Source organism: Streptomyces sp. NPDC001848, from assembly GCF_042891915.1.
Lineage (GTDB): Bacteria > Actinomycetota > Actinomycetes > Streptomycetales > Streptomycetaceae > Streptomyces.
In genome coordinates this window covers 36,631-63,413 of sequence record NZ_JBIATP010000008.1, presented here as the reverse complement: position 1 = coordinate 63,413, position 26,783 = coordinate 36,631, and the positions used below count along the sequence as shown (strand labels likewise).

Genomic DNA, 26,783 nt, shown 5'->3' with positions numbered 1-26,783 from the left:
TTTCCTCCCAAAAGGACATCGGTCCGTCGAGGTTCTGTCACTGATTGCCCTCATCCATACCGGTCGGTCACGCGCCGACGGACCCACCGGCCATGTCGGCCATGTCGGCCATGCCGGCCGTATCGGCCCGGTGCTGGCCGCCGTCGCATGCCGGATACCTGCGAGAAGCAACGACACGACGGTAGAGATCCACTGACGTGATTGATAGATGCGCTCTTCGGAAAGCCAGACGGGGGAACAGTCGTGCAAGCCATCACCGCCGATCGCCCAGCCGCCCATCGTCCGGCCCAAGGACGGGCGGGCGCTGTTCTTCGTCGTGGAACCCGACCGCGCGCGTCTCGCGGACCCTGCGCAGCGGGTCCGGGACGGGCGGCTCGACCTGCGGGTCGGCGCGGTCCGCCCGTTGGCCGAGGCAGCCGCCGTCTTCGCCCCTGAGCGGCGCGTCATCGGCAGGACGATCACCGGGTCGCCGATGATCCCCAGTGATCACAGGGCGTAGCAACTTCGTGATCACCGGGAAGACGTTCAGCAGTTCCGACAGCACCCCGGTGCACTCCTTGTGTGACAGAGGGGACCGAGTCCGAGCTCCGACTCGGGGCGGCCGCGCCGTGACGGCCGGGTCCACCGAGTCAGGAAGCCCGGCAGGTCCCGTTGCCGAACGGGGTTCGGGCGAACCACGTCCGCGCCTCGTCGGCGGACAGGACGCAGGTCAGCTCGGCCGTACCCGGGAGCAGCGGGAAGAACCGGTCGGTGTTCCAACGGCGTTGATGCATCGGCTCGTCCAGCACGAGCAGGCGGCATCCCTCCACCACGGGGATGTCGCCGGGCAGCCCCTCGTTCGTGCCGTGTCGCGTCCTCCATCAGCTCCTCGAACCGGGAAGGGGGCAGCAGGCCCTGACTGTATTGACCTGAAGCGTTGTTCACACGGCTGATCGGTGGGTGGCCGACCGTCACGCCGCCGGGGCGGGCAGTTCCGGTGCCTGGCTACTTGGGGGCGCGTCAGGAAAGGATCCGCACGAGTGCGGAGAGCGCTTGAGGCCACGCAGCGTCGGAGGGCACTCCGTATCCGACGACGAGGGCATCGGCCATGGCGTTCGGGGACCGTTCATGGCGGTACCTGGACAGGCCAGCCACTTTGAGGCCCTGCCGGGTTGCCGACTGAAGGACCCGCTGCTCGGTCCCGGGCGGCAAACCGAGCACGGTGTGCAGGCCGGCCGCTGTCCCGATGACGCGCACTGCAGGGGCGTGCTGGGCCAGGGCTGCGACGAGAGCGTCTCGGCGATCGCGGTAGCGCCGACGGGCAGCACGTACGTGACGGCTGTAGGCGCCGGAGGTGATGAATTCCGCCATCGTCAGCTGGCTGAATACCTCGCACGAGTCGATCTGCCCCTTGGCCGCCACGGCTTCCTCAGCGAGCGTGGGAGGCAGCGCCATCCAGGCCAGCCGCAGGCCAGGAGCAAGGGTCTTGCTGGCGGTACCCAGGTAGACCACGCAGTCCGGGTCGAGTCCTTGGAGCGCTCCGACAGACTGGCGGTCGAACCGGAACTCACCGTCGTAGTCATTCTCCAGGACCAGCCCGCCGGTCCGTCTGGCCCAGTCCACGACGGCCGTCCGGCGATCGCGCTGCAGCGCCGTGCCCACAGGGAACTGGTGAGCCGGTGTGAGTAGGACCGCATCGGTGCCGACGGGCGGCACCGGGTCGGTCCCGTGGGTGTCCAAGGGAAGCGGGAGGGTCTTCAGCCCAGCAGCCGCCAGCAGGCTGCAGTACCTGTCTGGGCCGTAGGACTCGACGGCGACGTTCCTCGCTCCCCGCCCGGCCAGGACTGCGCTCAGGATCTGCAGGCCGTGGGAGACGCCGGCGCAGATCAGTATGTGATCCGGACTCACGTACACGCCCCGGGTTCGAGCGAGATGGTCTGCGAGTGCGGCCCGTAGCTCCGGCCGACCGCGGGGGTCGCCGTAGCCGAGCGCTTCGTCGGGGGCCGCGGCCAGGGCGCGGCGTGCGGCTTTCAGCCAAGCTGCACGAGGAAAAGCGGTGAGGTCGGGGTTACCTGGGATCAGGTCGTAGCAAGGGGCACCGGACGGCTCGGCGGCCGAGCGCTCCAAGATCGGCCGAGAGATCATCCTGTCTGCCACGAGTGTGCCCGAGCCTCTGCGGGCGGTGAGCCATCCCTCGGCGACGAGGTCGGCATAGGCGTCAGCCACGGTGTTGCGGGCAACGCCGAGGTCGGCGGCGAGCCGGCGGGAGGAGGGCAGCCGTGTCCCCGGGGCCAGGCGGCCGGTGCGGACAGCTTCACGCACGGCTTCGGCCAGCGCACGGCGCACCCCTCGTCCAGCTCGTACCAAATCATGGTCAAAGGCCTGCCGTAGCTGCACCGGAGTGATCGTGGTGCGGGCGCCTAGGGGCCCGACAGTGGCCGCGTTGTTGATCGGAACATCGACCGGGCCTCCGGGCAGAAGGTCGCCGATGGCCGTGGTGCGGTGGTCGTCCTTGGTCAGATCGGTGGTCACGATGCGAACCTCAACACTCGACGCACTTCCTCTGATGGCGTTGGCGGTTTCGTCGAGTTGGTCGGTGGTGAGGGCGAGAAGGATGACATCGAGTCCGGCCCGGGCAAGTCCGGTCGCGATCGCTGGGCCAATACCGTGGCCAGAGCCGGTGATCAGTGCGGTCATGCCAACAAGCCCAGCTGTCACGCATAAGGGTTCCTTTCAACGCGGTGTGCGGGATGGCCTCTCCCACGCCCCGTTGGACACGACGCGACTCCGATGAGCGAGAAGGCCTACCGGATTGCGTCTGCACCTGTGTGATGAGCGTCGATCCTTCGCGCCGCCTTACCGAACTTTCGCTGTTGCGCTTTTCCTCGATGCCCTCGCGCCCCACTCCCTATCGGTCAGCGTGGTAAGACGCCGAGGGCCGGCGCCGCTATTACTGTCGAACCGAGAAGGCCGTGCAGGCGTGGACTGGATACAGAGAGGCGCCGGATGAAGGCGATTGTGGTGACGGATCAGGCTGCGGGAACGGCCGGGATGAGGCTGGTGGAGCGGCCCGAGCCGCAGGCAGCGCTGAACGATGTCGTCGTTCAGGTTCATGCGTCGGGATTCACTCCGGGTGAGCTCACGTGGCCCTCGACCTGGACCGATCGCTTCGGCCGCGACCGGACTCCGTCGATTCCCGGGCAAGAGCTGGCCGGAGTGGTCACCGCTCTCGGCTATGGCACGACGGGGCTGTCGGTGGGCCAGCGGGTGTTCGGCCTCGCGGACGGGCATCGGGGCGGCACCCTGGCGGAGTATGTGGCGATCGAGGCGCGCAACCTCGCGCCGCTGGCGGCCGACGTCGACTTCACGGTGGGCGCGAGTCTGCCGATGCCGGGGCTGACCGCATGGCAGGGACTGTTCGAGCACGGCCGCCTTCAGGCGGGGCAGAGCGTCCTCGTGCATGGGGCGGCCGGCGCAGTCGGGGCGATTGTTACGCAGCTCGCACGAGAGGTCGGCGCCTACGTCATCGGCACCGGACGTACCGCCGATCGACAGACGGCGCTTGACTTCGGTGCGAGGGAGTTCGTCGACCTCGAGAACGACGCCCTGGAAGACGTCGGCGAAGTCAATCTGGTGTTCGATGTCATCGGCGGAGACATCGGGAGGAGGTCCGCAGGCGTGATCCATGCCGGAGGAACGTTGGTGTCCATCGCCGGGCCGCCCGAAGCCCGGCCCCCGGACGGCCTGGCGATCGACTTCGTCGTCGTGCCCGATCGTGCCCAACTGGGTGAGATCGTCCAGCGGGTGCGGGACGGGCGGCTGCGGACGAACATCGGCAACATCTCGACCCTCGATGACGCCGTTGCGGCCTTCAATCCGACCGAGCGGATCACCGGGAAGACGATCATCAGTGTTCGTCCATGAGCGATACGCGCCCATCGATGCACGCCGCCGGCCGACGCTGTCCGGATCAGCCGGCTGCGTTGACCGGTGGTGCGGCCGACGCGCCACCGCGCGGCACAAGACGAGTCGAGAAATCCGAAAAATGACGGCCGGGACTATGCACCCGGCTGGAACGCTGGATTCAAGTGCCGCCTGCATCTCGATACGCATGCGCGTTACATCCCACGCTGTCCGGGCGAGCCGTTGAGGTGCCGTCCTGGAACGCGTCGACGTTGATGATCGCATCACTCCACCACTGCAGCACACGGAATGATTCCGCCACAGCGGCAATCTCCCCACAGGTAGCCTCCTGTCGGCTGGTGTCCTGCTTTGCGCCCTGTCGCATGCCGCTGCTGGTGGACGCGACCTGCGCTGCGGCAGATAGTGTTGTTGAAGGACGACGAGGTCATATCGCTCGACGATGGGTAGTGAGCGGCAAATGGACGCCTCGGACGAACTTCTTCAGATGGCTACACCGTCGGCTCTTTTGACCCCGGACGGTGTCATCCGCTCCCTCAACGCCGCGATGGCCACTCAACTGGGCAGGCCGCGGGAACGGTGCGTGGGTCATGGCTTCATTGATCTGCTCCCCGAGGACCAGCGCATCTCGGCGGAGGGCCTGCTGACGCACGGGGCCACGACGAAGAGGCTTGCGATGCGTGTGCTGGAATTTCCCGGCACGAGCACCGCATCTGTGGTCTGCCTCGTCGAGGCGCGAGCGGTGACGGATTCCTCGAACGGCGAGCGGCTCGTGTGGGTGCATTCGTTGGACGCGGGACACGACCTCGGCGGTCTGCTGATCCCATTCCAGCTTGCGGCGAAGGCTGCCGACCTCGGCCTCTACATGTGTTCCCCCGATGAACACCAGGTGGAGTGGCTGGGTGGCTCACCCGCCCTGGCCGCGCTCTTCCCACAGGCGTCGGTGCCCCGGTCCGAAATGATCAGGCGAGTGCACCCTGATGACCGGAAGGACGTGCAGCGGCTCGTGCGCCCGGTCGCCGCCCAGTCCCCGTGGATCAGGTCTCGGTTCCTCACCGAGCACGATGGCTGGCGTGTTCTCGCAGGCCAGGTTCGCCGGATCCAGTTGGGATACGGCGGCCCCGAACGGGTCTTCGCGGTGATCCGCGACGACACCCAGTCGGAGGCACACCGCCAAGAGACGCTGGCAGAGGCGAGCGCGGAGCGGGAGCGCGCCGACGGGATCACCGCGTTCTCCTCCGCCCTGTTCAGCGCCGCCACCGAGCAGGAATTGCAACAAGTCGTCCTCGCCCGGCTTGCCGCGGCCGTCGGAGGTGCCGGCGCCCTCTTCGCGCTCGTCGACGATGGTCGATTGCGGGTCTCCTCGGATGCCGGGATCCCCACGTGGGAGGTTGATGCTCTGCTCGGCCTGTCGCTGGATGAGGACCGACCGTTGCCCTACGTGATCCGTACCGGTCAGGCACAGTTCTTCCGCAACCACGAGGAGCTTGCTCGCCGGTGGCTGCATGACGACCGTCTGCCCCTGGCGCGCGCCACCCCCGGCACCGCCTTGTCGATCACCCCCCTCAGCCCGGTGGGCGACCGGCCGCTCGGGGCCTGGGCGGTGACGTACGACAGTGAGCACCCTCCGTCCCCGGAGAAGCTCGCCTTCATGACGGCTCTGGCCGAATTGGCAGGCCAGGCGCTGAGGGCCATCAGGTTGCAGCAAGCCCACGTCGAACTGTCCATGGCGCTCCAGGAGAGCATGCTCCCGACGCTGCCGGAGCACCTCCCGGGCCTGGAGATCGCCGCCCGCTATCAGCCCAGCCGGGATGGGTTGGATATCGGAGGAGACTGGTATGACGCGTACTTCCTACCCGACGGTGCGGTCGCATTGGAAATCGGAGACGCTCAAGGGCACGACGTGGATGCCGCGGTTTTCATGGGCCAGGTGCGCTCGTCCATGCGTGCGATCGCCGCCCACGAGCCTGATCCGGCAATGGTGCTGACGCGTACCAACGAGTTGCTCGTCGCGATGGACGCGCCACGCTTCGCAAGCTGCACCATGCTGCACCTCGATCCGCATGACGGACAGGTCATCGGCACCAGCGCAGGCCATGTGCCACTGCTCCGCGCGCGCGACGACGGCAGCCATACCATCCTCACACTTCCCGCCGGGCCGGTCCTGGGAATCGTGCCCGGCACCGAGTACCCAGAGGAGACCTTCACTCTGGAGGAGGGCACCGCGCTGGTCATGGTCACCGATGGGGTGGTCGAAGGGCCGCGCCTGACCCTGGACGCCGGACTGGAGCGAGCGGGAGCGCTGGCCGGTCGAGCCCTCCAGGACCGGCTCGGCGTCGAGGCGACCGCAGACCGAGTACTCGACGCGGTGGCCGCGGTGGACCACCTCGACGACGTGGCCGTGCTGGTCATCCGACGCGCATGAGACTCGATGCGGCTCCCCGGCCGGGAAGCTGCCCTCCGGCCATCATTCACCGGCGCAGCGCCCAGGGAGACTCCCCTGACGGCTCGCTTGGCGAGGTGCGCGAGGACGGGATCCGCGGCGACCAGATGGTCGTAGGTCGCTGTATCGCGAAGGGCATGGCTGCTGCATGCTCGGTCGAGTGCGCGGCTCCGGCAGGTCGTCGCCGCCCGGGAGGCCCCACAGAAGGACCTTGAGGTCCTTTTTCAGGCCTGCTAACGTACGCACCGGTAATCTGGCCAATGTGGCGGAACAGGCGCGTGGCAAAAACGACTCCCGGCTGACTGAGCGCGGGCGGGCGACTCGAGAGCGCATTCTGAGGGCTGCCGCCGACATGATGTACGTCAAGGGCGTGTCTTCCACGACCCTCGACGACGTCAGGGCGGCCAGCGGAACGAGCAAATCCCAGCTCTACCGCCACTACTCCGACAAGGATGCACTGGTGCGGGACGTTGTCGCGTTGCAGGCCACAGAATTGCTCAAACGTCAGCACCAGCTACTGCAGCGACTCAACTCCCTCCGCGGCCTGGAGCGCTGGCGGGACGCAATGGTCGAACACAACGCGCTCCGAAACGGAGCGTACGGCTGCCCGCTCGGCTCCCTTGCAAGCGAGCTGGCCGATCAGGACGAAGAGGCGCGCAAAGCGATCGCCCGGCACTTCGACAGTTGGGAGGAGCTGCTCGAGGCCGGGCTCGAGCGGATGAAGGACTCGGGAGTCCTCCGTGTTGACGCGGACGCCGGAGAGCTCGCCACCGGCCTCATGGCCGCCCTGCAAGGCGGCTACCTCCTTGCGCAGACGGCCCAGGACGTCAAACCCATGAGGATCGCGCTGGACATGGCGATCGGCCATGTCAAGGCCTATGCCGTGCTCGCCGAGGACGTCAATCCGCCGGAGGGGGGCGTGGGAGGGCGCTAAGCGGTCTGGGGCGAGGCGGCGCCGAGAAGTCTCGGCGCGGCGCCACGGGCGGTTGCATCGCAGTCCCCGGTCCCGTCTGGACTTTCACCGCCTCCTGGCGGGCGGAGGCGGCCCGGCTTGGGGGGCTTGACGGCGGGAAGAGGCGGTTCGTCCGCACGCTCTGTGCCCGCATGAGGCCTCAACCGCCAACCCAAAGCGGCGGCCCCCTGCAGCGAAGGCAGGTCTCCTGCCCGCACGAAGGGACTATTTGGTCCTGAAAATTGGCCGACCTGCGGTACGTTTGGGGAGAGCGGTCCTCTACGGACAGCCCAGCAGCCAAGCCTCACAAGGATCTCCAGGGCGGTAAGCACTATGCACGTGGGCGTCCAGTTCCCAGCGCTCGGCCCGGTCCTGCTACACAAACAGCGGGTCGAGGCCGGAGCCGGTCAACCGAGGCAGTGCGTCGTGCTGGCTGCGCTGTTGCTCAAGACAGGCAAGCCTGTAAGCCTCTCGCAACCGGTGGAGGACGTGTGGGGCGACGACGCCCCACCACCGGCCGTAGGCTCCGTGCGCACGTACGTCCACAGGCTCAGCCGGGCGCTGAGGGGGCAGAGTGACAGCTCCGTGAGCCCGGTCGACGGGGGCTACCTGCTGCACACCCAACGGGACGCTCTGGACCTGAACAGATTCAACGTTCGGTGTCAGCCCGTCGCCGGAACTGCAGCAAGTCCACGAGCGTATCCGTCCGGACGGTTCCAGCTCTCGCACAGCGCCGACCAGCCGAAGGGCGCGCCACAGACGCCCCCGCATCACGCTCCGGCTCAGCTCCCAGCCGCCCTGCCGAGCCTCGTCGGCTCCGAGAGAGAGCAGGAGCATGTCGAGCGCTTGGTCGCCGCTGCAAAGTCGCCGTCCTCTGTGGCCATCTACACGGTCAGTGGACTGGCCGGCGCCGGAAAGACAGCTTTCGCCACCACCGTCGCCCACCATCCAGCCGACCGCTTCCCGGACGGCCAGCTCTTTGCGGACCTGGGAAAGCGTGCCCCACGACGCGCGAGTCCCTCGTCGAAATGCGCCGGAAACCCTGTCCGTGAAATCCCAGGCTGCCTGCACGGCGAAAGAAAAAGACAGCGACATGGCGTAGAGGTTGTGTAGAAAATCTCGTGATTGGCTTGTTCGCGCGAAATTACCTGGAGATTGAGAACCATGCATTCTGCGGATGTTGGAAAGACGTGCCGCACGGCTCCGGATGGACCTGCCGGAACCAGTGGCAGCGCCCCGGAAGCAGGGCCCGCCACGGGCCGAAGGCAGCTCGACCCGGAGTCCGCCGCCTGGGTGCACGCGCTCGAGGGCGGTCGTGGGCCGCAGTACGAGCAGGCCTGCACGCAGCTGCACGAACTGCTGGTGCGGATCGCCATGGACGAAGTGTTCCGGCGGGGCCCTCGTTACCGCATCACCGGGCCCGAGCTGAACGATCTCGCGCACCAGGCGGCCGCCGACGCACTGATGAGGATCACGCACAAAATCCAGGAATTTCGAGGCGACGCCAGGTTCACCACATGGGCGTTCCGATTCGTCGTGCTTGAAGTGTCCAGCAAGCTGGGCCGCCATTTCTGGCGTGTTTCAAACACCCGGTTCGACTTGGACGAATGGGCGCAAGTTCCCGACCGCTCCGGTGTCGACCCCGTCAGCCACTGGCAGGCGCGAGAGCTGGTCGAAGCGGCGCGCGACGCAGTCGAGACAGTACTGAGCGCCCGCCAGCGGCAGGTCTTCACCGCCGTCTTCAACGGCGTCCCCGTGGAAACGCTCGCCAGTGAGCTGGAGACGAACTGTAACGCGCTCTACAAGACGATGTTCGACGCCCGTAAGAAACTGCGAGCTCAGCTGACAGCCAGCGGACATCTCTGCGCTGCGGGCTGATGCAGCGGCGGCGACGTCGGCCGGGCAGCGCTGACGAAAGGGCTCTCACCAGCCGCGGGCGGGTCAGCGACCCGAGGTCGCGGGTGTGCGCGGCGCCGGGTACACCGACCCGCAGATCCTGGCGATCGTCGCGGTGGCGGTGGAATTCCTGCTCACCAACTTCATCGACAACGTCATCCAGGCCAACATCCCCGCCGTCGATACGGCCGCGGCCCAGCGATCCGCCGATCGCTTGATCGCCGAAACCCTAGACGGGTCCGCGCACCCAGCCCGGTTAACCCCTCAGCGACCCAACGATCCTTCAGGAAGGCTCGAACATGCCTGGCAGGCGGCGCCCAGGGGTCCGCCTGGCCGTTCGAGGCGAAATGGTCCGATCTTTTGCTCAGAAAATGGTCCACCCGTGTGGGCGGACGCGCGCATACGCTCGGGCCATGACCAGCGCGGATTTGGCCGCCTGCGTCGCGCCGCCCGCGTCACTGTCTCTTTACCTCCGTCGGCTTCCGTCACTGTTGCCGGCGTGCGGGCGCCGCCGTTCGTGGCGGCCGTGCGGGAGACGCCACCTTGGACCTTGGCCGGGCGGTCAGGGCACTCGGATCGATGGAGGAGTTGATCACCTTGGACGGACAGGAGCTGCAGAAGATCGCGGGCGACTGCACTGTGGAACTGCCCGGCGCCGACCTGGAGCATCGTTTCGGCCCCGACTGGGAGGTCTACAAGGTGCGCGGCAGGGTCTTCATGCTCATGACCGACATGCCGGGGCACCCCGTCGTGATCCTGAAGGCTGATCCGGACGCCGCGGCAACCCTGCGTGAGCGGCACGCAGACATTACCCAGGGCTATCACATGAACAAGAGGCACTGGATCACGGTGGAAGGTGGAGGCACCATCGATGAGGAGCTGGTGAAGGAGCTCGTGATCGACTCCTACCGTCTCGTGGTCGGCGGGCTTCCCAAGTCCGAGCAGCCCGTGGATCCGCACACCTACGGCCCCCGCGCCTGACCTTCGCCATGCCCATCAGCGGCGTCCGGGGCGGTTCAGAAGGACACGTTCTCGGCCTGCGGCAGCCGGGCCCGGCAGGAAGGCCGGCAGCAGATGCCAGTGGTGACGACCGCGGTGACGAACGGGCCGTCGTGACGTCGGTCCTTGTCTGTGACCGCCTGATAGCAGCTGCCGAAGTCGGTGTGCCTGGTCCGCCCTGTTCCTGGGTCGAACAGGAGTGCCGAACTGACCTCAAGTGGCAGCGGCCGCCTGAGAGTTGTGAGCGAACACGCTTGTGGGGCGGCGAACGTGGGCTCAGTCGCGAGCGAAGGATTCGATGTGGTCCAGGGCCATGTCCAGCGCGACGGCCATCGGCTCGGAGCTGTGAGCGCTCTGTGCAAGCACGTAACCACCCTGCAGAGCAGCCAGCAGACCAGTAGCCAAGCGTTGTGGTTCCGTGTCCTCGGCGAGTACGCCGAGGACACGGAACCGGGTCCGCGTTTCGACGAGCAGCCGCCGCCAGGCATCGAATGATGCGTTGAGCGCTTGGCGGGACTGCTCATCGTTGTCTGACAGCTCAATCGACATCGCGCCCAGCGCGCACCCGTACGAGCCGTCCTGCAGTGAGTCGGCCTGGACCAGGGCGTCACGCCGGCGACGCAGACCGGTGAGGGTCTTCACGCCGCGCAGGCGCTGTTTCTCGCGGGCGAGGACGAACTTCGACTGCACGTCGACCACGGCGTGGATCAGCGCGAGTTTGTCCTCGAAGTGGTTGTGCAACTGCGAGTTACTCGTGCCGCTCGCCAGCCGGATGTCATCGAGCGTAGTGGCGTTGACGCCCTTGACATAAAACAGCTTGGCCACCGAATCAACGATCCGTGAACGGGTCTCCAGGCCGCGTGGCGTGCGGCGAGTAACGCTGGTTCCGGGCACGGTGCCCCCCTCGGGCATGTTACTCACTCGTGCTGCTCGGCCGCGGAGTACGTCACGACCGCGGTTCCCTCGATCTCCAGGCGGAGACCGGGCCCGATCAGTTGTGGCACCACTGCGAGCACATAGGCCGGTCGGTGAGAGATGACGTCCTTGCGAACCTTCACGCAGGCGTCGATGTCGTCGCGGTCTGTGAGCCAGGACCGGACCTGGACGATGTCGCTCAGTTCGGCGCCCGCGCACCGCAGCGCCGCGCACACGTTGTCCGAGGCTTGCCCGGCCTCCTCGGCGAAATCCTTCGGCAGGGCTCCGTCCGGCCGCAATCCCGGGGTGCCGAACAGGACGACCTGCAGGGCGCCGGCCGGGATGGCGACCGCATCGGAGTAGGTGCCGATGTGGCGCGACACCTGGTGTCGGTGAACTGTGTTACAGCGGTCATATCAGCGATAACCCCCTCATGGACAGACGCGACAGGGAGGCGGCAGGCAGGTCCGAGAGATCTTGCGCTCGCTTCAGTCGAGCCTCAGTCAACGATTGGACCAAAAAGTCCGTCAGTATCAATCGATCGGGCCTGAGCCGGACGGGCTCGTGGCGGCTTGAACTCGCTCCTTCCGGCCGACCGCAGGGCTCGCGGCGTAGCCTCCATGAGGCGTTGAGCTGCGAATTTACTGATCCGATGCGACATTGACCCGCTCGCAGCCGGCGCGGCGGACTCGGCCCGCCCGGGGGAGGGTTGCGTAGAATTTTCTGGTCTGTATAGTCCTTCTTATGCGGGTGTCCGGGGTGGCGAAGCGATCCGGAACTCGGCGCCGACGGAGTCACAACTCGCAAGGCGAGTCACCAGGTGCCCGGCGCAACCGACGCCACCGGCCAGTTTGCGGCCCGCGCAGCTAAGGCCTGCGGGGAGCTCTGAAAGCACTACGAGCCCGACCTGGGCTCGACGACTACTCACACCCCGACCGGAGGTCGATTCGCCGTGTCACGACTGAACGTTCCCCCTCTAGAGGATGTGCCCGCCGGCGCGCAGCGGATACTCGACAAAGTTGGTGCGCAGCTCGGCTTCGTCCCGAACATGTTCAAAACCATCGCGTCGAACCCCACCGTTCTCGAGGCCGTCACGACACTGCAAGGCGCCTTGGGTCGGGTTCTCGATGCGAAGACGCGGCACAGCATCGCGCTGGCCGTGTCGCAAGCCAACGGCTGCAGTTACTGCCTGGCGATGCACACCTACGTCGCGACCGAAGTCGGCGGCATGTCAGGCGACGACATCGAACTCGGCCGCGTCGGGAGCTCGGTCGATCCCAAACGCGCCGCGGCCGCTCGCTTCGCCCAACGGGTGGTCGACAGCCGCGGGCGGGTCAGCGACGCCGAGCTCGCGGGTGTGCGAGGCGCCGGGTACACCGACCCGCAGATCCTGGCGATCGTCGCGGTGACGGTGCAATTCCTGCTCACCAACTTCATCAACAACGTCAACCAGACCGACCTCGACATCCCCGCCGTCGGCTCGGTCGATACGACCGCGGCCCAGTGAACCAGCACCCGGAGCCGACTACGCCCGGCGCGGTGCACGAAAGCGCGACCGAGCATGTGTTCCGCTCCCGGCACAAAGTCGTGCCGGCACAGGACGCGGACAAGATCGCCGACATCTATGCGGCAGAGGGCGTCAGCGGAACACCCACCGCCGTGCTTCGGGAGACCTGGGGCGCTGCCGTGTTCCAGGGCCGCGAGCCGGTCCGTACCTTCTTCGCCGCCCGTCGCCGCGCAGGAGTCTTCGAGGACTGGGTGGTGTACCGGGACCTACCTCACCGACGGGCGCCAGTTGACCTGCGAGTACCCGCGCCAGACACCGACGGGCGAACAGACCCGCCTCGTCGGGTCCACAGACATCGTCCACGGACTCATCGCGCGTCCTCTCGTGTGTGGGGGCTGGGTCGGCTTCAAGAAGCTCCACGCCGCCGCCCACAACACCCCACCGCCGGTTGATCGCCGGAACCCTCGACGCGGCGTAGGCACCCAGCCGGCAAACCTCTCACCGACTCACGATCATTCAGGAAAGGCCGACATGCCGGGCTCCGAACTCTATGAGAAATTCATGGCGCTGCACACTCGTGACGGTGGCCTCGTCATGCCGAACGCATGGGACGGCCTCTCGGCGCTGATGCTGGCCGATGCCGGCTTCGAGGCGATCGCGACATCGTCTGCGGCGATCGCCGCCACGCTCGGCCGACTCGACGGGCGTCACGAAGTCACCCGCGAAGAGCACCTTGAGCATGCGCGGCTGCTCGGCCGCCTCACCGGGCTGCCCGTCAACGGAGACTTCGAGGACGGTTATGGCGACACGCCTGAAGACGTCGCCGCGACCGTTGAGGCCGCCGTGGAGTCCGGCCTGGCCGGTATCGGAGTGGAAGACACCTCGGGCGATCCCGATCAACCGATCCGCGACTTCGACGAAGCAGTCAATCGCGTACGTAGCGCCGTCGACGCTTCCAAGGGGCGCATCGTCGTTACCGGCCGCACCGACAACTTCATCCAGGGACGGCCCGATCTTGACGACACCCTTCGGCGTCTGACGGCCTTCGCTGAGGTCGGCGCGGATGTGGTCTACGCGCCGTTCCCACCCGACCTCGACGCACTCGTCGCGATCGTCACCGCGGTCGCTCCGACACCGGTCAACGTGCTGGTGTCTCCGTCGGACAAGGTGCTGACCGTCGCTGAACTGCAGCAGGCCGGAGTCAAGCGCATCAGCTTGGGTCCGTTGCTCTACACCAACGCGATGGGGGCGCTCGAACAGGCTGCGAAGGCGCTCCTCGCGGGCGACCTCGCCTCGGCGACGACAGGTATGAGCTTCGCGCGCGTCAACGAGCTGCTTGCCCGCGGCAAGAACTGACCCAAACACCACGAATAGCTGACTCTTCACCTAGCGATTGCAAGAAGAAGGCATGTTGACATGAATCTCGACAAGCTCATGAACAAGCACCTCACCAGGTACTTCGACCCCAGCAAGACCATCCCGGAGGAGACACTTCAGCAACTGCTGAGGTTCCTGCGCTCGACGCCGTCGTCGACGAATGTACAGCCCAACCACTTCTACGTCCTCGCCACGCCCGAAGGCAAGGAGCGGCTGGCGGCCAACCTGGGCGAACGATTCCAGGACAACAGCGAGAAGATCCTGAACGCCTCACACACCGTCATCCTCACCACCAGGGCGGATCTTCCCGACAGCCACCTCGAGGCGGTGTTCGACAAGGAGAGGGTCGACGGCCGGTTCCCCGACCCGGCAAAGCAGGCGCTGTGGGAGTCAATGACCCGCGACTTCCTCAATCTGCGCAACTACGGCTACAAGGACCTGAACCACTGGATGGAAAAGCAGACCTACCTGGCAATGGGCCTGACCATGATGGCGGCTGCCGAGCTCGGCGTCGAAGCCATGCCGCTCGAAGGGTTCGACCCGGCCAGTGTCGACAAGGCATTCAAGATCCGCGAAAACGGACACACCACGACAGTGCTGCTGGCCCTCGGCTACCCCGACCCCAAGAAGGTGTACAACAGCCCGATTTCGCGCTTCGAACCCGACCGGCTGTTCACCTTCCTCTGAACATCCCCGGCACCGGGAACGACTGCGGCCGAAGTCCGCAGGCCGCTCCCACCTCGGTCCTCGATGTCGGCCCACCCGGACAACCAGATCGGCGACATCGCGCCGCCCGTCATCGGACCCGCGCGATGTCGGTCGTGGGTCGCCGGCCGCAGCGCCGCAATCGTTGGTGGCCTGGATGACCCAACGGCGTGGGTGGACCTCCAACCCGCCCGGCATCGGGTTCTCCACCTGCACCGTGCGGTCGTCGAACGGCTCGGCGAAGAACTGCTGGTGGGTGGCGTCGACGAGATCCGGACCGCGCCACAGAGCGCCACGATCTCGCCGACGTCGATCGAGTCGGGCAGCACCGCTCGCAGCGCCTCGACGTCCACGGCGTACCGCACATCGAGCGCCGCGGCATCTGCGGCACGCCCATGACCTCAACAGGTTCAAGCAGGTGGCGGTGAGCGAAGGCGGCGCGGACCGGCGACCTGCCGTCGGCGGCCACGCAGCTGTCCGACGCCCCGGGGATGTGGAACCGGTCGGTCGGACTGAGTGAGAGGACAAAGATCTACTGTGAAGGCGTGCGGAATGTCCAGGTCGACACCGTTGCCTGCTTTGGGTTTCCGGCCCGTACCTCCTGGTCGGTCGGACTGAGTGAGAGGACAAAGATCTACTGTGAAGGCGTGCGGAGTATCCGGGGCCGAGAAGGAAGTCGCCCTGCTGGAGTTGCCCGAACCGTCATCTCCCGGGCCCGGTCAGATCCTGGTGGCGGTTGAGGCGGCCGGGGTCGGCCCGTGGGACCAACTGCTGAACGGCGCCGGCTGGGACGTGGGGCTGCGCCCCCCGGCGGCGCTGGGAGTGGAGGGCGCTGGCAGGGTGCTGGCCGTCGGCGCGGGTGTCACCGGGTTTGCCGTAGGCGACCGGGTGCTCGCGCACGAGGCCCCGCTGCCCGGGGGAAGCGGCTTCTGGGCCGAACGCGTTCTGATCAACGCGGATCACGCGGCAGCCTGCCCACCCGGCCTGGACGCCGTGCACGGGGCGGCACTGCCGGTCAACGGGCTCACCGCGTTGCAGGCCCTGGAGAAGCTGGACCTCAGCCGAGGACAGCGGCTCCTGATCACCAACGGAGGCGGGGCCACCGGAGTGCTGGCCATCCAGCTTGCCGCGGCCAAGGGCATCGAGGTGACCGCGACCGCGTCTGCTGCCGCCGCAGAGCGCCTGCTCGGTCTGGGAGCGATGGAGGTCGTCGACTACCACGAGCCGAACTGGTCGGCCAAGGTACGCGGCGGGTTCGACGCCGCCCTCATCATCGCCACCGGCACGGCGGACACCGCTCTGCCTTTGGTGAGGGACGGCGGCCGACTCTGCTCCCTGACCTCGGACGCGCCTCCGGAGGAACGAGGCATCACGAGTTGGGACCTCTACGTCGAGCCCAACGCCGCCCAGCTTGTCCAGCTGGCGGAGCGGGCCGTCGCAGGAACCTTGAAACTAGCACCGGAACCCCTGCCACTGAGCGAGGGACCGGCTGCGTTCGCCCGGGTGGTTACCGGACGGGCCGGTGGTAGGAAGATCGTGCTCACCCCAGCATGACCCGACCGGGCACCGCCCGATCCCGATGCCGGGCCACGCATCCCGCCAGGCGCGATCGAGAAGTCGTCAGGCTGAGATAGGAAGGTTCACCAAGCCGCAGCCGATGGAGCCGGTTGCCAGGTCTCGGCGACGACCCGAAACGGACTCACTGACGGCGTATCAAGCTGACCCACTTGGTGATCTTCATCTGATCCTGGCCTTGGTGATCAAGGTCAGGAGGGATGAGGTGATCCATGTGGAAGACCGGGCAGAGATCCGCAGGCTGCACCGGGCCGAGCGGATGCCGATCAGTGCGCTCGCCCGGCAGCTGGGTCTCGAAGAACACTGTGAAGCTCCGGGAACGGCTGGCGATCGCCACCGCGGAGTACAACAATTGCACCTGGTGCCTCTCCGCCCACACCTGCATAGGGGCGCGCGTCGCCAAGGTCGACGCTGGGGAACCGGAGCGTGCGTTGCCTGCCACGCGGAATCCGCCGACCCGCAGGCCGCCGCACTGCCGGCTCTGTCCGACGCGTCCTGCGGGCGCGGCCACATCGACGAGACGCAGCTCAAGACTGCCCGGGCCGTGGGCGTCATCGACGCCGAGATCGCCGAGGTCTGCGAGGAAGAACATGAGCGAACCGCATGAAATCCAGGCAGGCGTGTCCTACGACGTGGTCGTGCTGGGTGCAGGCCCGGTCGGTGCGAACGTCGCCGACCGCGCCCGTGCCGCCGGTCTCTCCGTAGCGATCGTGGAACGGGAACTGGTCGGCGGCGAATGCTCCTACTGGGCGTGCGTGCCCAGTAAGGCGTTGTTGCGGCCGGTCATCGCGGTCGCCGACGCCCAGCGCGTGGACGGTGCCCGGCAGGCCGTCACCGGCCGGCTCGACACCGATTGCGTCTTCGCCCGCCGCAACCGCTACGTCTCCGACTGGGACGACACCAGACAGGCTCTGTTCCTCAAGTCCATCGGAGCCGACCTCTTCCGCGGCCACGGCCGTCTCGACGGGCCCCGACGCGTCAGCGTCACCCGTGACGACGGCGCCCGGCAGATCCTCACGGCCCGGCACGCGGTGGCCATCGCCACCGGCAGCCGGCCGGCGTTGCCCGACATCCCAGGCATCGAGGAGGCCCGTCCCTGGACGAACCGACGCGGCACCGACTCCAGCACCGTGCCCGCCCGCCTTGCCATCATCGGCGGCGGCGGAGTCGGTATAGAGATGGCCACCCTCTGGCAGGGCCTCGGCTCCCAGGTCACCCTGCTCGCCCGGCGCCGATTGATCCCCCGCATGGAACCCTTCGCCGGCGAACTGGTCGCCCAGGGATTGAGCGAGGCGGGCGTGGACGTGCGGATAGGCGTCCAGGTGACCGCCCTGCGACGCCCGGACCCGGAGGGGCCGGTCACCCTCGCCCTCGACGACGGCGGCGAGCTGGAGGCCGACGAGGTCCTGTTCGCCACCGGTCGCACCCCCGCCACAGACGACATCGGACTCGACACCGTCGGCCTCACCCCCGGCTCCTGGTTGGACGTGGACACCACCTGCCTGGTCCAGGGTGCCGACGGCGACTGGCTGTACGCCCTCGGCGACGTCAACCACCGCGCCCTGCTCACCCACCAGGGCAAATACCAAGCCCGGACCGCAGGCGACGCCATCGGCGCCCGCGCCGCCGGCCGCCCGCTGGACGACACGCCCTGGGGCGACCACGCCACCACCGCTGACCAGCACGCCGTACCCCAGGTTTTCTTCAGCGACCCAGAGGCGGCCTCGGTGGGCCTGAGCGCCGAACAGGCGGAGCGCGCCGGATACCGCATCAAGACCGTCGACCTCGACTTCAACGCCGCCCAAGGCGCCGACCTCTACGCCGACGGCTACCAGGGCCACGCCCGGCTGGTCGTCGACCTGAACCGGGAAATCCTGCTCGGAGTGACCTTCGTCGGCCCCGGCGTCAGCGAACTCCTGCACTCGGCCACCATCGCGGTCGCCGGCGAGGTCCCGCTCAAACGGCTCAGGCACGCGGTCGCCCCCTTCCCCACCGTCAGCGAGATCTGGCTCTTCCTCCTCGCCGCCTACAAGCGGGATCAGGAGACGCCGTGGACCACCGCTACCTGACGCCCTCGCCTCCCCCGACCGGGCCCTCGACAGCGCCGCACACACAGCACTGGCAGCCACCCGGCGATCCGACCTGTCGGCGATGGCCGCAATGTCAGCCGGTCCCGAGCATCACCGGGGCAGTGCTCGACCGCTTCCCGCAGTCCGCGCTGACCACGGCCGTGGCGACGCAGACGGTGGCCATGCTCGGCCTGTACTCGGCCGGCACCGATCCGGTGGCGGCGGTGGTGTTCCTGACGCTGATGGGCGGTGCGCTCGGGCCGGTGTTCATGACGACCCAGAACGCGATGCTGCACTGTGCCCCGGGCCGCACAGATATCGCACTCGCAGCCAACTCCGGTTCATACAATGCCAGAATCGCGGCGGGCGCCGCGCTCGGGGGAGTGATTCTGCCGTGGGCCGACGTGCGGGACACCTTCCTGGCCGGCGGGCTGCTGACCCTCGGGGCCTGCGCGATGCTGCTCGGCGGGCGGCTGCAGCGTCCTGGACCGGAGTCCACCACGTAGTAACCGGCGTCACTGCCCGGTTGGCGGCCTCTTTGTCCACTGACTGGTGCGGGGGCTTTTCCGGGTGAGGCGCCGGGTCATCGTGGTGATGAGTGCCCAGTTCAGGTGGGCTTCGGAGTGCTGGGGCAGGCGTTCGTAGTCGCGTGCGTTGCGGCGGGCGTTCATGCACCAGCCGATCGCGCGCTCGACTTTCCAGCGACGGGGCAGGACGACGAAGCCCTTGACCCCTTTGGGGCGGGAGACGATGCGCAGGGTGAGCCAGAGGCGGTCGCGGGCCCAGTCCACGAGGTCGCCGGCGTAGCCGCGGCCGGCCCAGATCCGGGTGATCTGCGGCTGGGTGAGGCGCAGGCGCCAGAAGACGTCGCGGGCGGCGTCGCGGTCCTGGATGTCGGCGGGCGTCACCGTGATCATCACGGGCAGGCCGAGCGTGTCGACGGTGATATGTCGCTTGCGTCCGTTGATTCTCTTCGCGGCGTCGTAGCCGCGGCTGTGGCGGCCGACGGTGGAAGCGCCCTTGACCGACTGGGAGTCCACGATCAGTGTCACTGGATGGAAGCAGCGGCCCTTTCCGGTACGGATCCTGCGGCGGAGCTGGTCACGGATGTAGGTGACGACTCCGGCCCGGTTCCACCGCCAGAAGAACCCGTAAACCGTCTCCCACGGCGGGAAATCCGCAGGCAGGGCCCGCCACTTCGCGCCGTTGTCGACGATGCGGCGGATGCCGTCGACGATCTCCCGCCAGGGCTATTTCTCCGGGTGTCCACCAGTCTTGGTCTGGCAGGCCGGGACGGGCAGCAGGGGTTCCAGGAATGCCCATTCGGCGACGGAGGTGTCGGAGGGGTAGCGGCGGCGACGGGTGGCAGCGGGCATGGCGGGCTCGGCAGGGTGATCGGCTGCGGGGGCTATTTGGAGAGCTGGGCGAGGGTTGCGCGGACACCGGTGAGCTGTGCGGTGGCGAGCTGGGCCCATTCGTCGTCGGGGTAGCGGGCCAGGTGCGGGTCGAGCGTGCCCGTGATCACCCGGGTGAGGCGGCCGAGGATCTGCCGGAACTGCCGCTTGTCGTACTCGATCCAGTCCGCGGGGTCGTCGGAGAACATGAACCCCTCCCGCCGTGTCCATGTGATCGGCGTCAGGTTCTCCGCGGCAACGACATCGCGGACGTGTCGGATGCCGCGGCCGACCTGTGAGCGGGTCAGGCGGGTGGCGGCCATGAGCTGGTAGGTGTGCAGGCCGGCGGGGCGTGCTTCCATCAGGGCGACGCGGACCAGGTCGCCTCGACGGCTCGACGTTGGTGACGGCCCGCACGTACTGGTGGCCTCATGAGGGCCTGCGGGTAGCGCACCGCAGTGCCTACGAGCCGTCCACGGGTCAGGTGGACGGCGGGGATATGCCTACGGTCCGGCGATCAGCCAGAGGATGAGGACGGCGTTCAGGCCCTGGCAGTAGCGGTAGACGACGGAGATCCCGCGGCCGCCGGTCTGCTCGGGCAGCAGCACGACGACGCGGGACTCGCTGCGCGGGTCGGCGTCCGGCAGGCCGCGGCCTTGTGCCGGGCCGTCTTCGAGCGAGCGGCGGACGCTCTTGACGGCGGCCCGCTCGGTCGGGCTGAGTTCGGTGAGGATCTTCTCGGCGGGGTCGCTGAAGAAGGCGTGGGTCACCGGGCGGCCTCGACGAGCTTGCGCCGCAGTTTCGGTGAACCTGGCGTACACCCCGAATGCGACCGTCCACCGGGCGAACCAGTCCTTCATGCTGACGACGCTGCAGATCCACGCGATCGAGGAGGGCCGCACCGGAGACGTCCGCTTCGAGATCGACTTCAATGCGACCCTGCCGCAGGCCGCCGGGTACCCGGCGTGTGCCCAGGAGACGGAGGACATCACCATTGCCAAGAGCCGGTGGGAAGAGCAGATCACACAGCTGGGGCCGTCCGCGGCGTTCGAGATGGCCGTGCCGTACCCGGTCGGCGACCCGCAGCGTGCCGAGGTGGGCCAGACGCTGAGGGAGGCGCAGCGGCTGCTGACCGTGGGGGAGATCAGGGCGTCAATCCTGGAGGTCAGGCGTGCGCTGGAGTGGATCCAGCAGAACGTCGCCTGGGATGGGCCCGGGTCGAAGAAGCTCGCCAGCCAGTGCAACCAGACCGAGCGGTGGTGGCGGATCCAGGACGCCCTCCACGGCCAGACGTGCGGCGCTCTGCACAACGACGCGGTCACCAAGGACTTTGTCTACGACCGGGCTGAGGCGGAGACACTCCTGGCGATGACTGCCGCACTGCTGCGGAACGCGCCCGGCACCAACGCGTGACGTGGCGGCCCGACGCCGAGCTCCAGGCGCTCGACGTCCCCACGGCGTCGGGCCCCGCTCCAGTGCCCGGACCCGTTGGGAGCCAACACCCCAACTTGGTCGGGAGCACCGGGCCACCTACGTGATCCACCCGGTTGCTGCTCTGCCCCTACCCGACCCCGGGCTTGCCCCGGCCGCAGCGCACCTTGCGCTCCCGTGCGAGCTCGGCAGTGTCAGAAGCTGAACGCGCCCTCGGTGAAGATGAGGAGAGGCCCCGAGGCCTACTCATAGGTTGCGATCACGCAATGGCGTGCCACATATCCTTTCTTTCCTGTCGACAGAGCGACCGGCAGCCAGTCCTTGTACACGGGAGCACCGCTGTAGCATTGGTAGGCCGGGCCGGTGACGTACGAACCACAGTTTGTGGTCTGGTGCCAGCACCAGGGCCCGTCTGGGGCTTCGATCGTCTCCTGGATCCAGTTGTCACCGGGCTGCAAGTGGACGTTGATGTAGCCGGGGTTGCCGCCGCCGGTCCGCGGTACCGCATACCAAGCGCCTGCCGCTTCGGCTGTTCCCGTGCTGGCGACCACCCCGCCTACTGCCAGGGCGGTCGCCGCTACGATGGTTGCGATCTGTCGCATGCGCATATGGATGTCTCCGTTCCGGTTCAAGTGATACGGGGCGCTCAGGTGCTGTGCCACTGGGCCTGTTCACCGACGTCAGGACATGGCGCCCTCGGGTTCCCGCCGAAGCTCCTTCAGTTTTCGTGAGCTCGCGGGGTGGAGGTGTGCCGTTTACTGTGCGCGGTGTCACGGAATGGCGCACACGATCTGAGTCGGGTGGGACACGGCACCGGTCGAGCAGTCGGTCTTGAGGTTCCTGAAGTACCGCGTCCAATCCCTGTTGATCTTGACGTTGATCTCCACGGTCTGGTTGGGCTTGAACCACCAGTGAGGCTGGTGTCCACATGTTCCTGTGTCGTAGAGCATGAAGTTCGGCGTGTGCACGTACTGGTTGTTCTGGTTCCACCCGCCGACGTTGACGGGTCCTTCAAGGCCGCCATCCTCACTGCAGATGACAACCTCGTAGTTCCGTTCCGCGGCGTTCGCGGCAGGGCTGAAGACCATGGCACTGGTGATCACTGCCGTGGCCACTCCCCACGAAGCTAGGCACTTGCGCACTATTGATCCCCTCGGCATCGGCTGGTGGGTCATGCGACTCCGCCGCCTGCTGCGGAGAAGAGCAGGTTGCGGTTCCACGGCGATGTTCGTGTCGTTCTGGGTCGCCTAGCAACGTCTTTCCACCACGGTGGAAAGGCCCGACGGTCTACCCGGAGATCACCTAAATTGCCTGGAAGGCGTCTTACTCTCGATGCGCCTTGTGGAGTGTGCTGACGCAGGTGGGCATGCTGCGTATTCACTTCACTGCGCAAGACCTCGCGCGTACCAAGATCGCCTGCCGGCCGAGCCCGATGTGGGAGGTGCTCCTGAGCCTGTACCTGCTGCGAGCATCGCACGGTGCGGTCGTGTTCGACCGCTGGCGGCTGGAGGCTCGGCGGCGGCTGCGCGGGGCCATGCAGTTCCTGCAAGTTCTCGTGCCTGTATTCGGCTCTTCCCCCGACTTTTTGACACCGGCGGGTGACGGCACACTCGAATGCGGGATTGAAACGATGCTGAGTACCCCAGGTGATCGATTACGGACCGATATGGCTCTGATCGCACGGGAACGGACCTTGCCGGTCTGGTCCGCCGATCTCGCCCGTGGCCGGCCTGACGTCTTGCGGGCCCTCGGCGGCGAGATACACCACTACTTTCACCGGTGCCTCGCCCCTCACTGGGACCAGGCGCGGCAGCACGTCGAGCGGGACGCAGCGAGCCGGGTGCGCACTGTGGCAGAGGGCGGTATCGAGGCGCTCCTGGCCACGCTTGTGCCCGGTGGCCGCTGGGTGCCGCCGGTGTTGGAACTGCAGTACCCGGTCGACCGGTGCATCCAGCTCGACGGCAGAGGACTTCTCCTTCAGCCCGCCTTCTTCGACCACCCCTCTCCGTCCGGTCAGTGCGCCACCACGCTGGTCGACCCCAGCCTGCCCCCTGTGCTGGTTTACCCTGTAGATCACCCATATGGTTGGATGTCCACAGCTGAGACACTCAGCTCCCTTTCCGTGGATCCGCTGGATGCCTTGCTCGGCCGCACCCGGGCACGCGTCTTGCGAGCCATAGCCGACGGCCCGTGCACCACGAGCGAACTCGCCACGCGGGCCGCAGCACCGCTGTCGACGGTGAGCCGACACGCCTCCATCCTGCGCGACGCCGGGCTCATCACCAGCCATCGGGACCGCAACACCGTGCTGCATGTCGTCACCCCCCTTGGCACCTCCCTTTGCCAAGGGCATGCCCTGGGGCCGACAGTGGGGCCAGAGCCGCGGGAATCGGCGTCGGCACATGCGCGACCGGCCGGAGGCGAGGGTGCGGCGCCACGGGGGGAGCGCCGCACCCTGCGACCAGCGTAGCGGCGTGCCGCTCTGCCCGAGCCGGTTTGTGCGACGCCCGGGGGTTCCCGTACCCATGACTCACCTCGGTGAGTTTCTGAGGTGAGTTGGCTCGTGAGGAAGGCCCCGGACTTCGCGGTTCGGGGTGGGAACACCGGACGACCTGCTACCTGGTCACGAGTCGTATGCCCAGGACCGGCCGGTCTGCCGGTACTGCTCGATGGGGATGGGCTCGACGCCGGGCCGCATCCGGTTCAGGTACAGCATCCCGTTGAGGTGGTCGATCTCGTGGGCGATGAGCCGGGCAAGCCCCCGCTCGTACACCGTGGTGACCGTGGTGCCGTCCAGCGTCGTGGTCTCGACGGTGATGCGCAGCGGGCGGGGGACCATCCCGCGGACGTCGAAGAACGACAGGCATCCTTCGTACTGCTCGTCGGTGTCGTCGGAGTCCTCGGTGACGCGGGGGTTGAGCAGCACGATGGCGCCGGCGCCCTGGTCGGGTGGCTGGACGGCGGCGGCCGCGCGGCCGATGCCGATCTGCGGGGCCGCGAGTCCCATGCCCTTGGCGAAAAGGTGGACCCGGCCGATGCGTTCCATGGAGGCGAACAGCGCTTCCACGGCCTGCTCGGCGGCCTCCCGTTCGGCGGGCAGGTCGAACGGTCGGGCTGCCTCGGTCAGCACCGGGGCGCCGCGCCGGACGATGCCGAGGTTGCGCATCTGCTCGCTGGGCCGGACCTGGCTCACCTGAACTCCCCTTGATTCACGTTCTGTTCGGGACGGGCCCGGAACCTCCATTCCAGACGATAGCGAGCGTGCAGAGCCGGGCGGCCGGTCGACCAGGTGAAGACGCGCATGCCGTCCTCCTCGCGTCGGCCGGGAGCGCTGGGCAGGGGAGAGGCCTCGGCGGTCATCGAGGTCTCGGTACCAGAAGGTCAGGTGCCGACCCGGGGCGCCGCGGCGACCTTCTTGCCCGCCGGAGTGAGCGCGGTGCCGTGATGCTCACCCTTACCGACATCCAGACCGAGATAGACGTCGACCTCGTCCGTACTCATTCAGCCCCTCCCCATCCGTCCCCTCTCCCGACCTCTGCGGCATCAGCGTGCCGGCATCCACGTTACGAAGGCCTGGCCCCACCCGGACTCGGGCGCGAGCGGTCATGCCCCTGATCAGCGGTCTGCCAATGCCTCCGAGTCCCGGTGACACCACCTTTTCGACCATGATCGACAGGGGGCCCAAGTCATACCGGGCCCGGAGGCCGGGAACCCCATTGCGGGGCCACGAAAACGGTAATGGGGCCACTGGCCGGACCGAATCCGACCGCGGCAAGAACGGATCGAAGATCCACCTGATCACGGACCGGAACGGTCTACCGCTGTCGCTGGGCATCTCCGGCGTCAGCATGCATGACAGCCTCGGCCTGAAGCCGCTGGTCCGTGGGGTCCCACCGATCCGCTCCCGGCGTGGCCCACGCCGCCGGCGACCGGCCAAGCTCCACGCCGACAAGGGCTACGACTACGACCACCTGCGCCGATGGCTCCGCAAGCGCGGCATCCTCCACTGCATCGCCCGCAAAGGCATCGAGTCCTCCAAGCGGCTGGGCCGTCACCGCCGGGTCGTCGAGAGGACCGTGTCCTGGCTCGCCGGCTGCCGACGCCTGCACCGCCGCTACGAGCGCACGGCCGAACACTTCCTCGCCTTCGTCGGCATCGCCGCAGCCCTCATCAGCCACCGCCGACTCACCAACTGAAACGAGGTCTAAAGCGATCGCCTGGCGTGGGTACGCTGGCCCGGGGGACCTCAGGGCCGACGCGGCGGCCATACCGCCGGGGCCCTCAAGAGTTCCGCAACTCCACGACCGCGCCGCCGCACCCCCTGGAGCCGTCGTGACCGCACCGCGTGCCCGAGCCGTGGCCGCACTCGGCTGCCTCACCCTCGCGGCACTGTGCCTGAACGCCTGCGGCACGCCGACCGCCCGGATCGAGAAGCCGTCGTCGGCGACCTCGGCGCAGAACGTGGGCGGGATGCGCGCCCTGGTCGCCGCGGCGGAGAAGGAGGGCAGGGTCACGGCGATCGCGCTTCCGCGTGACTGGGCCGACTACGGCGGCCTGATCGACGGCTTCGAGAAGAAGTACGGCATCAAGGTCACCGTGGAAGATCCGTACGCGCACAGCGAGGACGAGATCAACGTCCTCAGGAGCAGCGGAAACCGGCCGACCGCCCCCGATGTGATCGACGTCGGCGACACGTTCGCCCGAGCGGCGGCACGGCAGGGTCTGCTCGCGCCGTACAAGGTCGCGTCGTGGGACGCGATCCCCGGCAACCAGAAGGACTCCGGGGCCCGCTGGTCCAACAACTATGGCGGCTACATCTCGATCGGCTGCGACACCCGGCGCGTGAAGCCCTGCCCCCAGACCTTCGCCGATCTGCTCAAGCCCGCCTACCGCGGCATGGTGGCGCTCGAGGGGAACCCGACCCGGGCTGAATCCGCCTTCGCCAGCGTCTATGCGGCCGCGCTGGCGAACAATGGGTCGTTCGACGACATCCGGCCCGGCCTCGACTTCTTCGCCAAGCTGAAGAAGACCGGCAACTTCAATGCCCTCCAGTCCACCTCAGCCACGATCGAGGCCGGCCGGACGCCCATCAGCATCAACTGGGACTACCTCAATCTCGGCTACGCCGACCAACTCCGCGGCAAGGGCGTGAACTGGCAGGTCGCGATCCCCTTCGATGGCAGCTTCGCCCAGTACTACGCACAGGCGATCAACAAAAACGCCCCGCACCCGGCGGCCGCCCGCCTGTGGCAGGAGTACCTCTTCAGTACGGAGGGCCAGAACCTCGGGCTTCACGGCTATGCCCGCCCGGCCCTCATGGACGTCATGCAGAAGGACGGCACCCTGGACAAGGCCGCCGCCGCCCGGCTGCCGACGGTGGAGGGAACGCCGCAGTTCCCGACCGACGCACAACTGGAGAAGGCGAGGCAGGCCGTCGTCCGGGGCTGGACGACGGCCATCTCCGGCTGACCGGCGATCGGCCGAGGCTGCCAGGCGATCAGCCGGGGTTTGGTGCCCTGGCAGGGCCGGCCACACGGACGCCGGCTCCAAGCCTCCACCTCGGCTTGAATCCGAGCTCGGTCCTTGCGGAGGGCACCGCAAAAGATCCTCCCGGGCGTTT

General features: G+C 67.6%; 28 protein-coding genes and 2 pseudogenes. 18 read left to right on the top strand and 12 right to left on the bottom strand.

The window, feature by feature from the left end; translation table 11 throughout:
* Window positions 1–262: 262 nt before the first annotated feature.
* Window positions 263–499 (top strand): annotated as a pseudogene (locus tag ACFYZJ_RS17810) (NADP-dependent oxidoreductase); the annotation flags it as partial.
* Between the two features lie 130 nt (window positions 500–629).
* On the opposite strand, the gene ACFYZJ_RS17805 reads toward ACFYZJ_RS17810, so the two are convergent.
* Window positions 630–773: a hypothetical protein gene (locus tag ACFYZJ_RS17805; protein WP_388568773.1), complete on the bottom strand. Its 144-nt coding sequence runs from the start codon at window positions 771–773 to the stop codon at window positions 630–632.
* 226 nt (window positions 774–999) lie between these two features.
* Entirely contained in the window at window positions 1,000–2,676 is a 1,677-nt protein-coding gene (locus tag ACFYZJ_RS17800; RefSeq protein WP_388568770.1) for an aminotransferase class I/II-fold pyridoxal phosphate-dependent enzyme, read from the bottom strand.
* 309 nt (window positions 2,677–2,985) lie between these two features.
* Here ACFYZJ_RS17800 and ACFYZJ_RS17795 point away from each other — a divergent pair, with 309 nt between their 5' ends.
* The 6 genes from ACFYZJ_RS17795 to ACFYZJ_RS17770 all read left to right on the top strand — a co-directional run bounded on the left by ACFYZJ_RS17795 (window position 2,986) and on the right by ACFYZJ_RS17770 (window position 10,172).
* Window positions 2,986–3,903, top strand: coding sequence for an NADP-dependent oxidoreductase (locus ACFYZJ_RS17795; RefSeq protein ID WP_388568768.1), 918 nt, complete (start codon window positions 2,986–2,988; stop codon window positions 3,901–3,903).
* A gap of 457 nt (window positions 3,904–4,360) precedes the next feature.
* Window positions 4,361–6,325: a SpoIIE family protein phosphatase gene (locus ACFYZJ_RS17790; RefSeq protein WP_388568766.1), complete on the top strand. Its 1,965-nt coding sequence runs from the start codon at window positions 4,361–4,363 to the stop codon at window positions 6,323–6,325.
* Window positions 6,326–6,605: 280 nt separating this feature from the next.
* On the top strand, window positions 6,606–7,277 hold the full coding sequence (locus tag ACFYZJ_RS17785) for a TetR/AcrR family transcriptional regulator (protein ID WP_388568764.1): 672 nt from the start codon (window positions 6,606–6,608) through the stop codon (window positions 7,275–7,277).
* A gap of 357 nt (window positions 7,278–7,634) precedes the next feature.
* Entirely contained in the window at window positions 7,635–8,408 is a 774-nt protein-coding gene (locus tag ACFYZJ_RS17780; RefSeq protein WP_388568762.1) for a hypothetical protein, read from the top strand.
* A 180-nt stretch (window positions 8,409–8,588) separates the two neighbouring features.
* Window positions 8,589–9,173, top strand: a complete 585-nt coding sequence (locus tag ACFYZJ_RS17775) for a sigma-70 family RNA polymerase sigma factor (protein ID WP_388568760.1) — start codon at window positions 8,589–8,591, stop codon at window positions 9,171–9,173.
* 615 nt (window positions 9,174–9,788) lie between these two features.
* The gene (locus ACFYZJ_RS17770) at window positions 9,789–10,172 is read left to right on the top strand and encodes an MmcQ/YjbR family DNA-binding protein (RefSeq protein ID WP_388568759.1); all 384 of its coding nucleotides are present in this window, start codon (window positions 9,789–9,791) and stop codon (window positions 10,170–10,172) included.
* A 35-nt stretch (window positions 10,173–10,207) separates the two neighbouring features.
* Here ACFYZJ_RS17770 and ACFYZJ_RS17765 read toward each other — a convergent pair whose 3' ends face one another.
* From ACFYZJ_RS17765 to ACFYZJ_RS17755, 3 genes are read right to left on the bottom strand one after another with little or no spacing between them, the layout of a single operon-like run.
* Complete coding sequence (locus ACFYZJ_RS17765) at window positions 10,208–10,564, bottom strand: Ada metal-binding domain-containing protein (RefSeq protein ID WP_388568756.1); 357 nt, start codon at window positions 10,562–10,564, stop codon at window positions 10,208–10,210.
* A complete protein-coding gene (locus ACFYZJ_RS17760) occupies window positions 10,467–11,084 on the bottom strand; it encodes a TetR/AcrR family transcriptional regulator (RefSeq protein ID WP_388568754.1) in 618 nt (205 codons plus the stop codon). Before ACFYZJ_RS17760 ends, ACFYZJ_RS17765 begins: the two co-directional genes overlap by 98 nt.
* A 23-nt stretch (window positions 11,085–11,107) precedes the next feature.
* Window positions 11,108–11,488: a RidA family protein gene (locus ACFYZJ_RS17755; protein WP_388568752.1), complete on the bottom strand. Its 381-nt coding sequence runs from the start codon at window positions 11,486–11,488 to the stop codon at window positions 11,108–11,110.
* Between the two features lie 569 nt (window positions 11,489–12,057).
* On the opposite strand from ACFYZJ_RS17755, the gene ACFYZJ_RS17750 reads away from it, so the two are divergent.
* From ACFYZJ_RS17750 to ACFYZJ_RS17730, 5 genes are all read left to right on the top strand, one after another.
* On the top strand, window positions 12,058–12,612 hold the full coding sequence (locus ACFYZJ_RS17750; RefSeq protein WP_388568750.1) for a carboxymuconolactone decarboxylase family protein: 555 nt from the start codon (window positions 12,058–12,060) through the stop codon (window positions 12,610–12,612).
* A gap of 531 nt (window positions 12,613–13,143) precedes the next feature.
* Window positions 13,144–13,968, top strand: coding sequence for an isocitrate lyase/phosphoenolpyruvate mutase family protein (locus ACFYZJ_RS17745; RefSeq protein WP_388568748.1), 825 nt, complete (start codon window positions 13,144–13,146; stop codon window positions 13,966–13,968).
* Window positions 13,969–14,028: 60 nt separating this feature from the next.
* Entirely contained in the window at window positions 14,029–14,676 is a 648-nt protein-coding gene (locus ACFYZJ_RS17740; protein WP_388568746.1) for a nitroreductase family protein, read from the top strand.
* A gap of 63 nt (window positions 14,677–14,739) precedes the next feature.
* Window positions 14,740–15,093, top strand: coding sequence for a hypothetical protein (locus ACFYZJ_RS17735; protein WP_388568744.1), 354 nt, complete (start codon window positions 14,740–14,742; stop codon window positions 15,091–15,093).
* 240 nt (window positions 15,094–15,333) lie between these two features.
* Window positions 15,334–16,248, top strand: a complete 915-nt coding sequence (locus ACFYZJ_RS17730; RefSeq protein WP_388568742.1) for an NADP-dependent oxidoreductase — start codon at window positions 15,334–15,336, stop codon at window positions 16,246–16,248.
* A gap of 145 nt (window positions 16,249–16,393) precedes the next feature.
* On the opposite strand, the gene ACFYZJ_RS17725 is transcribed toward ACFYZJ_RS17730, so the two are convergent.
* Entirely contained in the window at window positions 16,394–16,861 is a 468-nt protein-coding gene (locus ACFYZJ_RS17725; RefSeq protein WP_388568740.1) for a hypothetical protein, read from the bottom strand.
* On the opposite strand from ACFYZJ_RS17725, the gene ACFYZJ_RS17720 reads away from it, so the two are divergent.
* Entirely contained in the window at window positions 16,860–18,338 is a 1,479-nt protein-coding gene (locus ACFYZJ_RS17720) for a dihydrolipoyl dehydrogenase family protein (protein WP_388568737.1), read from the top strand. The two genes, ACFYZJ_RS17725 and ACFYZJ_RS17720, sit on opposite strands and share 2 nt — an antisense overlap.
* 122 nt (window positions 18,339–18,460) lie before the next feature.
* Window positions 18,461–18,844: a hypothetical protein gene (locus ACFYZJ_RS17715; RefSeq protein WP_388568734.1), complete on the top strand. Its 384-nt coding sequence runs from the start codon at window positions 18,461–18,463 to the stop codon at window positions 18,842–18,844.
* A gap of 9 nt (window positions 18,845–18,853) precedes the next feature.
* On the opposite strand, the pseudogene ACFYZJ_RS17710 reads toward ACFYZJ_RS17715, so the two are convergent.
* The 3 genes and pseudogenes from ACFYZJ_RS17710 to ACFYZJ_RS17700 form a co-directional block, all read right to left on the bottom strand.
* Window positions 18,854–19,714: pseudogene (locus ACFYZJ_RS17710) on the bottom strand (IS5 family transposase).
* A 32-nt stretch (window positions 19,715–19,746) separates the two neighbouring features.
* Entirely contained in the window at window positions 19,747–20,094 is a 348-nt protein-coding gene (locus ACFYZJ_RS17705) for a hypothetical protein (RefSeq protein ID WP_388568732.1), read from the bottom strand.
* A 141-nt stretch (window positions 20,095–20,235) separates the two neighbouring features.
* The gene (locus ACFYZJ_RS17700) at window positions 20,236–20,592 is read right to left on the bottom strand and encodes a hypothetical protein (RefSeq protein WP_388568729.1); all 357 of its coding nucleotides are present in this window, start codon (window positions 20,590–20,592) and stop codon (window positions 20,236–20,238) included.
* On the opposite strand from ACFYZJ_RS17700, the gene ACFYZJ_RS17695 reads away from it, so the two are divergent.
* Window positions 20,591–21,145 carry a hypothetical protein gene (locus ACFYZJ_RS17695; protein ID WP_388568727.1) on the top strand — a complete coding sequence of 185 codons (555 nt, stop codon included), beginning with the start codon at window positions 20,591–20,593 and terminating at the stop codon, window positions 21,143–21,145. The two genes, ACFYZJ_RS17700 and ACFYZJ_RS17695, sit on opposite strands and share 2 nt — an antisense overlap.
* 260 nt (window positions 21,146–21,405) lie before the next feature.
* Here ACFYZJ_RS17695 and ACFYZJ_RS17690 read toward each other — a convergent pair whose 3' ends face one another.
* Together ACFYZJ_RS17690 and ACFYZJ_RS17685 are read right to left on the bottom strand one after the other, a co-directional pair.
* Window positions 21,406–21,765 carry a hypothetical protein gene (locus tag ACFYZJ_RS17690; RefSeq protein WP_388568725.1) on the bottom strand — a complete coding sequence of 120 codons (360 nt, stop codon included), beginning with the start codon at window positions 21,763–21,765 and terminating at the stop codon, window positions 21,406–21,408.
* 168 nt (window positions 21,766–21,933) lie between these two features.
* Window positions 21,934–22,338: a hypothetical protein gene (locus tag ACFYZJ_RS17685; RefSeq protein ID WP_388568723.1), complete on the bottom strand. Its 405-nt coding sequence runs from the start codon at window positions 22,336–22,338 to the stop codon at window positions 21,934–21,936.
* Between the two features lie 191 nt (window positions 22,339–22,529).
* Here ACFYZJ_RS17685 and ACFYZJ_RS17680 point away from each other — a divergent pair, with 191 nt between their 5' ends.
* Window positions 22,530–23,633: an ArsR/SmtB family transcription factor gene (locus ACFYZJ_RS17680; protein ID WP_388568720.1), complete on the top strand. Its 1,104-nt coding sequence runs from the start codon at window positions 22,530–22,532 to the stop codon at window positions 23,631–23,633.
* Between the two features lie 153 nt (window positions 23,634–23,786).
* Here ACFYZJ_RS17680 and ACFYZJ_RS17675 read toward each other — a convergent pair whose 3' ends face one another.
* Window positions 23,787–24,356: a peptide deformylase gene (locus tag ACFYZJ_RS17675; protein ID WP_388568718.1), complete on the bottom strand. Its 570-nt coding sequence runs from the start codon at window positions 24,354–24,356 to the stop codon at window positions 23,787–23,789.
* A gap of 412 nt (window positions 24,357–24,768) precedes the next feature.
* Here ACFYZJ_RS17675 and ACFYZJ_RS17670 point away from each other — a divergent pair, with 412 nt between their 5' ends.
* The gene (locus ACFYZJ_RS17670; protein WP_388568716.1) at window positions 24,769–25,359 is read left to right on the top strand and encodes an IS5 family transposase; all 591 of its coding nucleotides are present in this window, start codon (window positions 24,769–24,771) and stop codon (window positions 25,357–25,359) included.
* Between the two features lie 136 nt (window positions 25,360–25,495).
* The gene (locus tag ACFYZJ_RS17665; RefSeq protein ID WP_388568713.1) at window positions 25,496–26,632 is read left to right on the top strand and encodes an ABC transporter substrate-binding protein; all 1,137 of its coding nucleotides are present in this window, start codon (window positions 25,496–25,498) and stop codon (window positions 26,630–26,632) included.
* The last annotated feature ends 151 nt before the right edge of the window (window positions 26,633–26,783 follow it).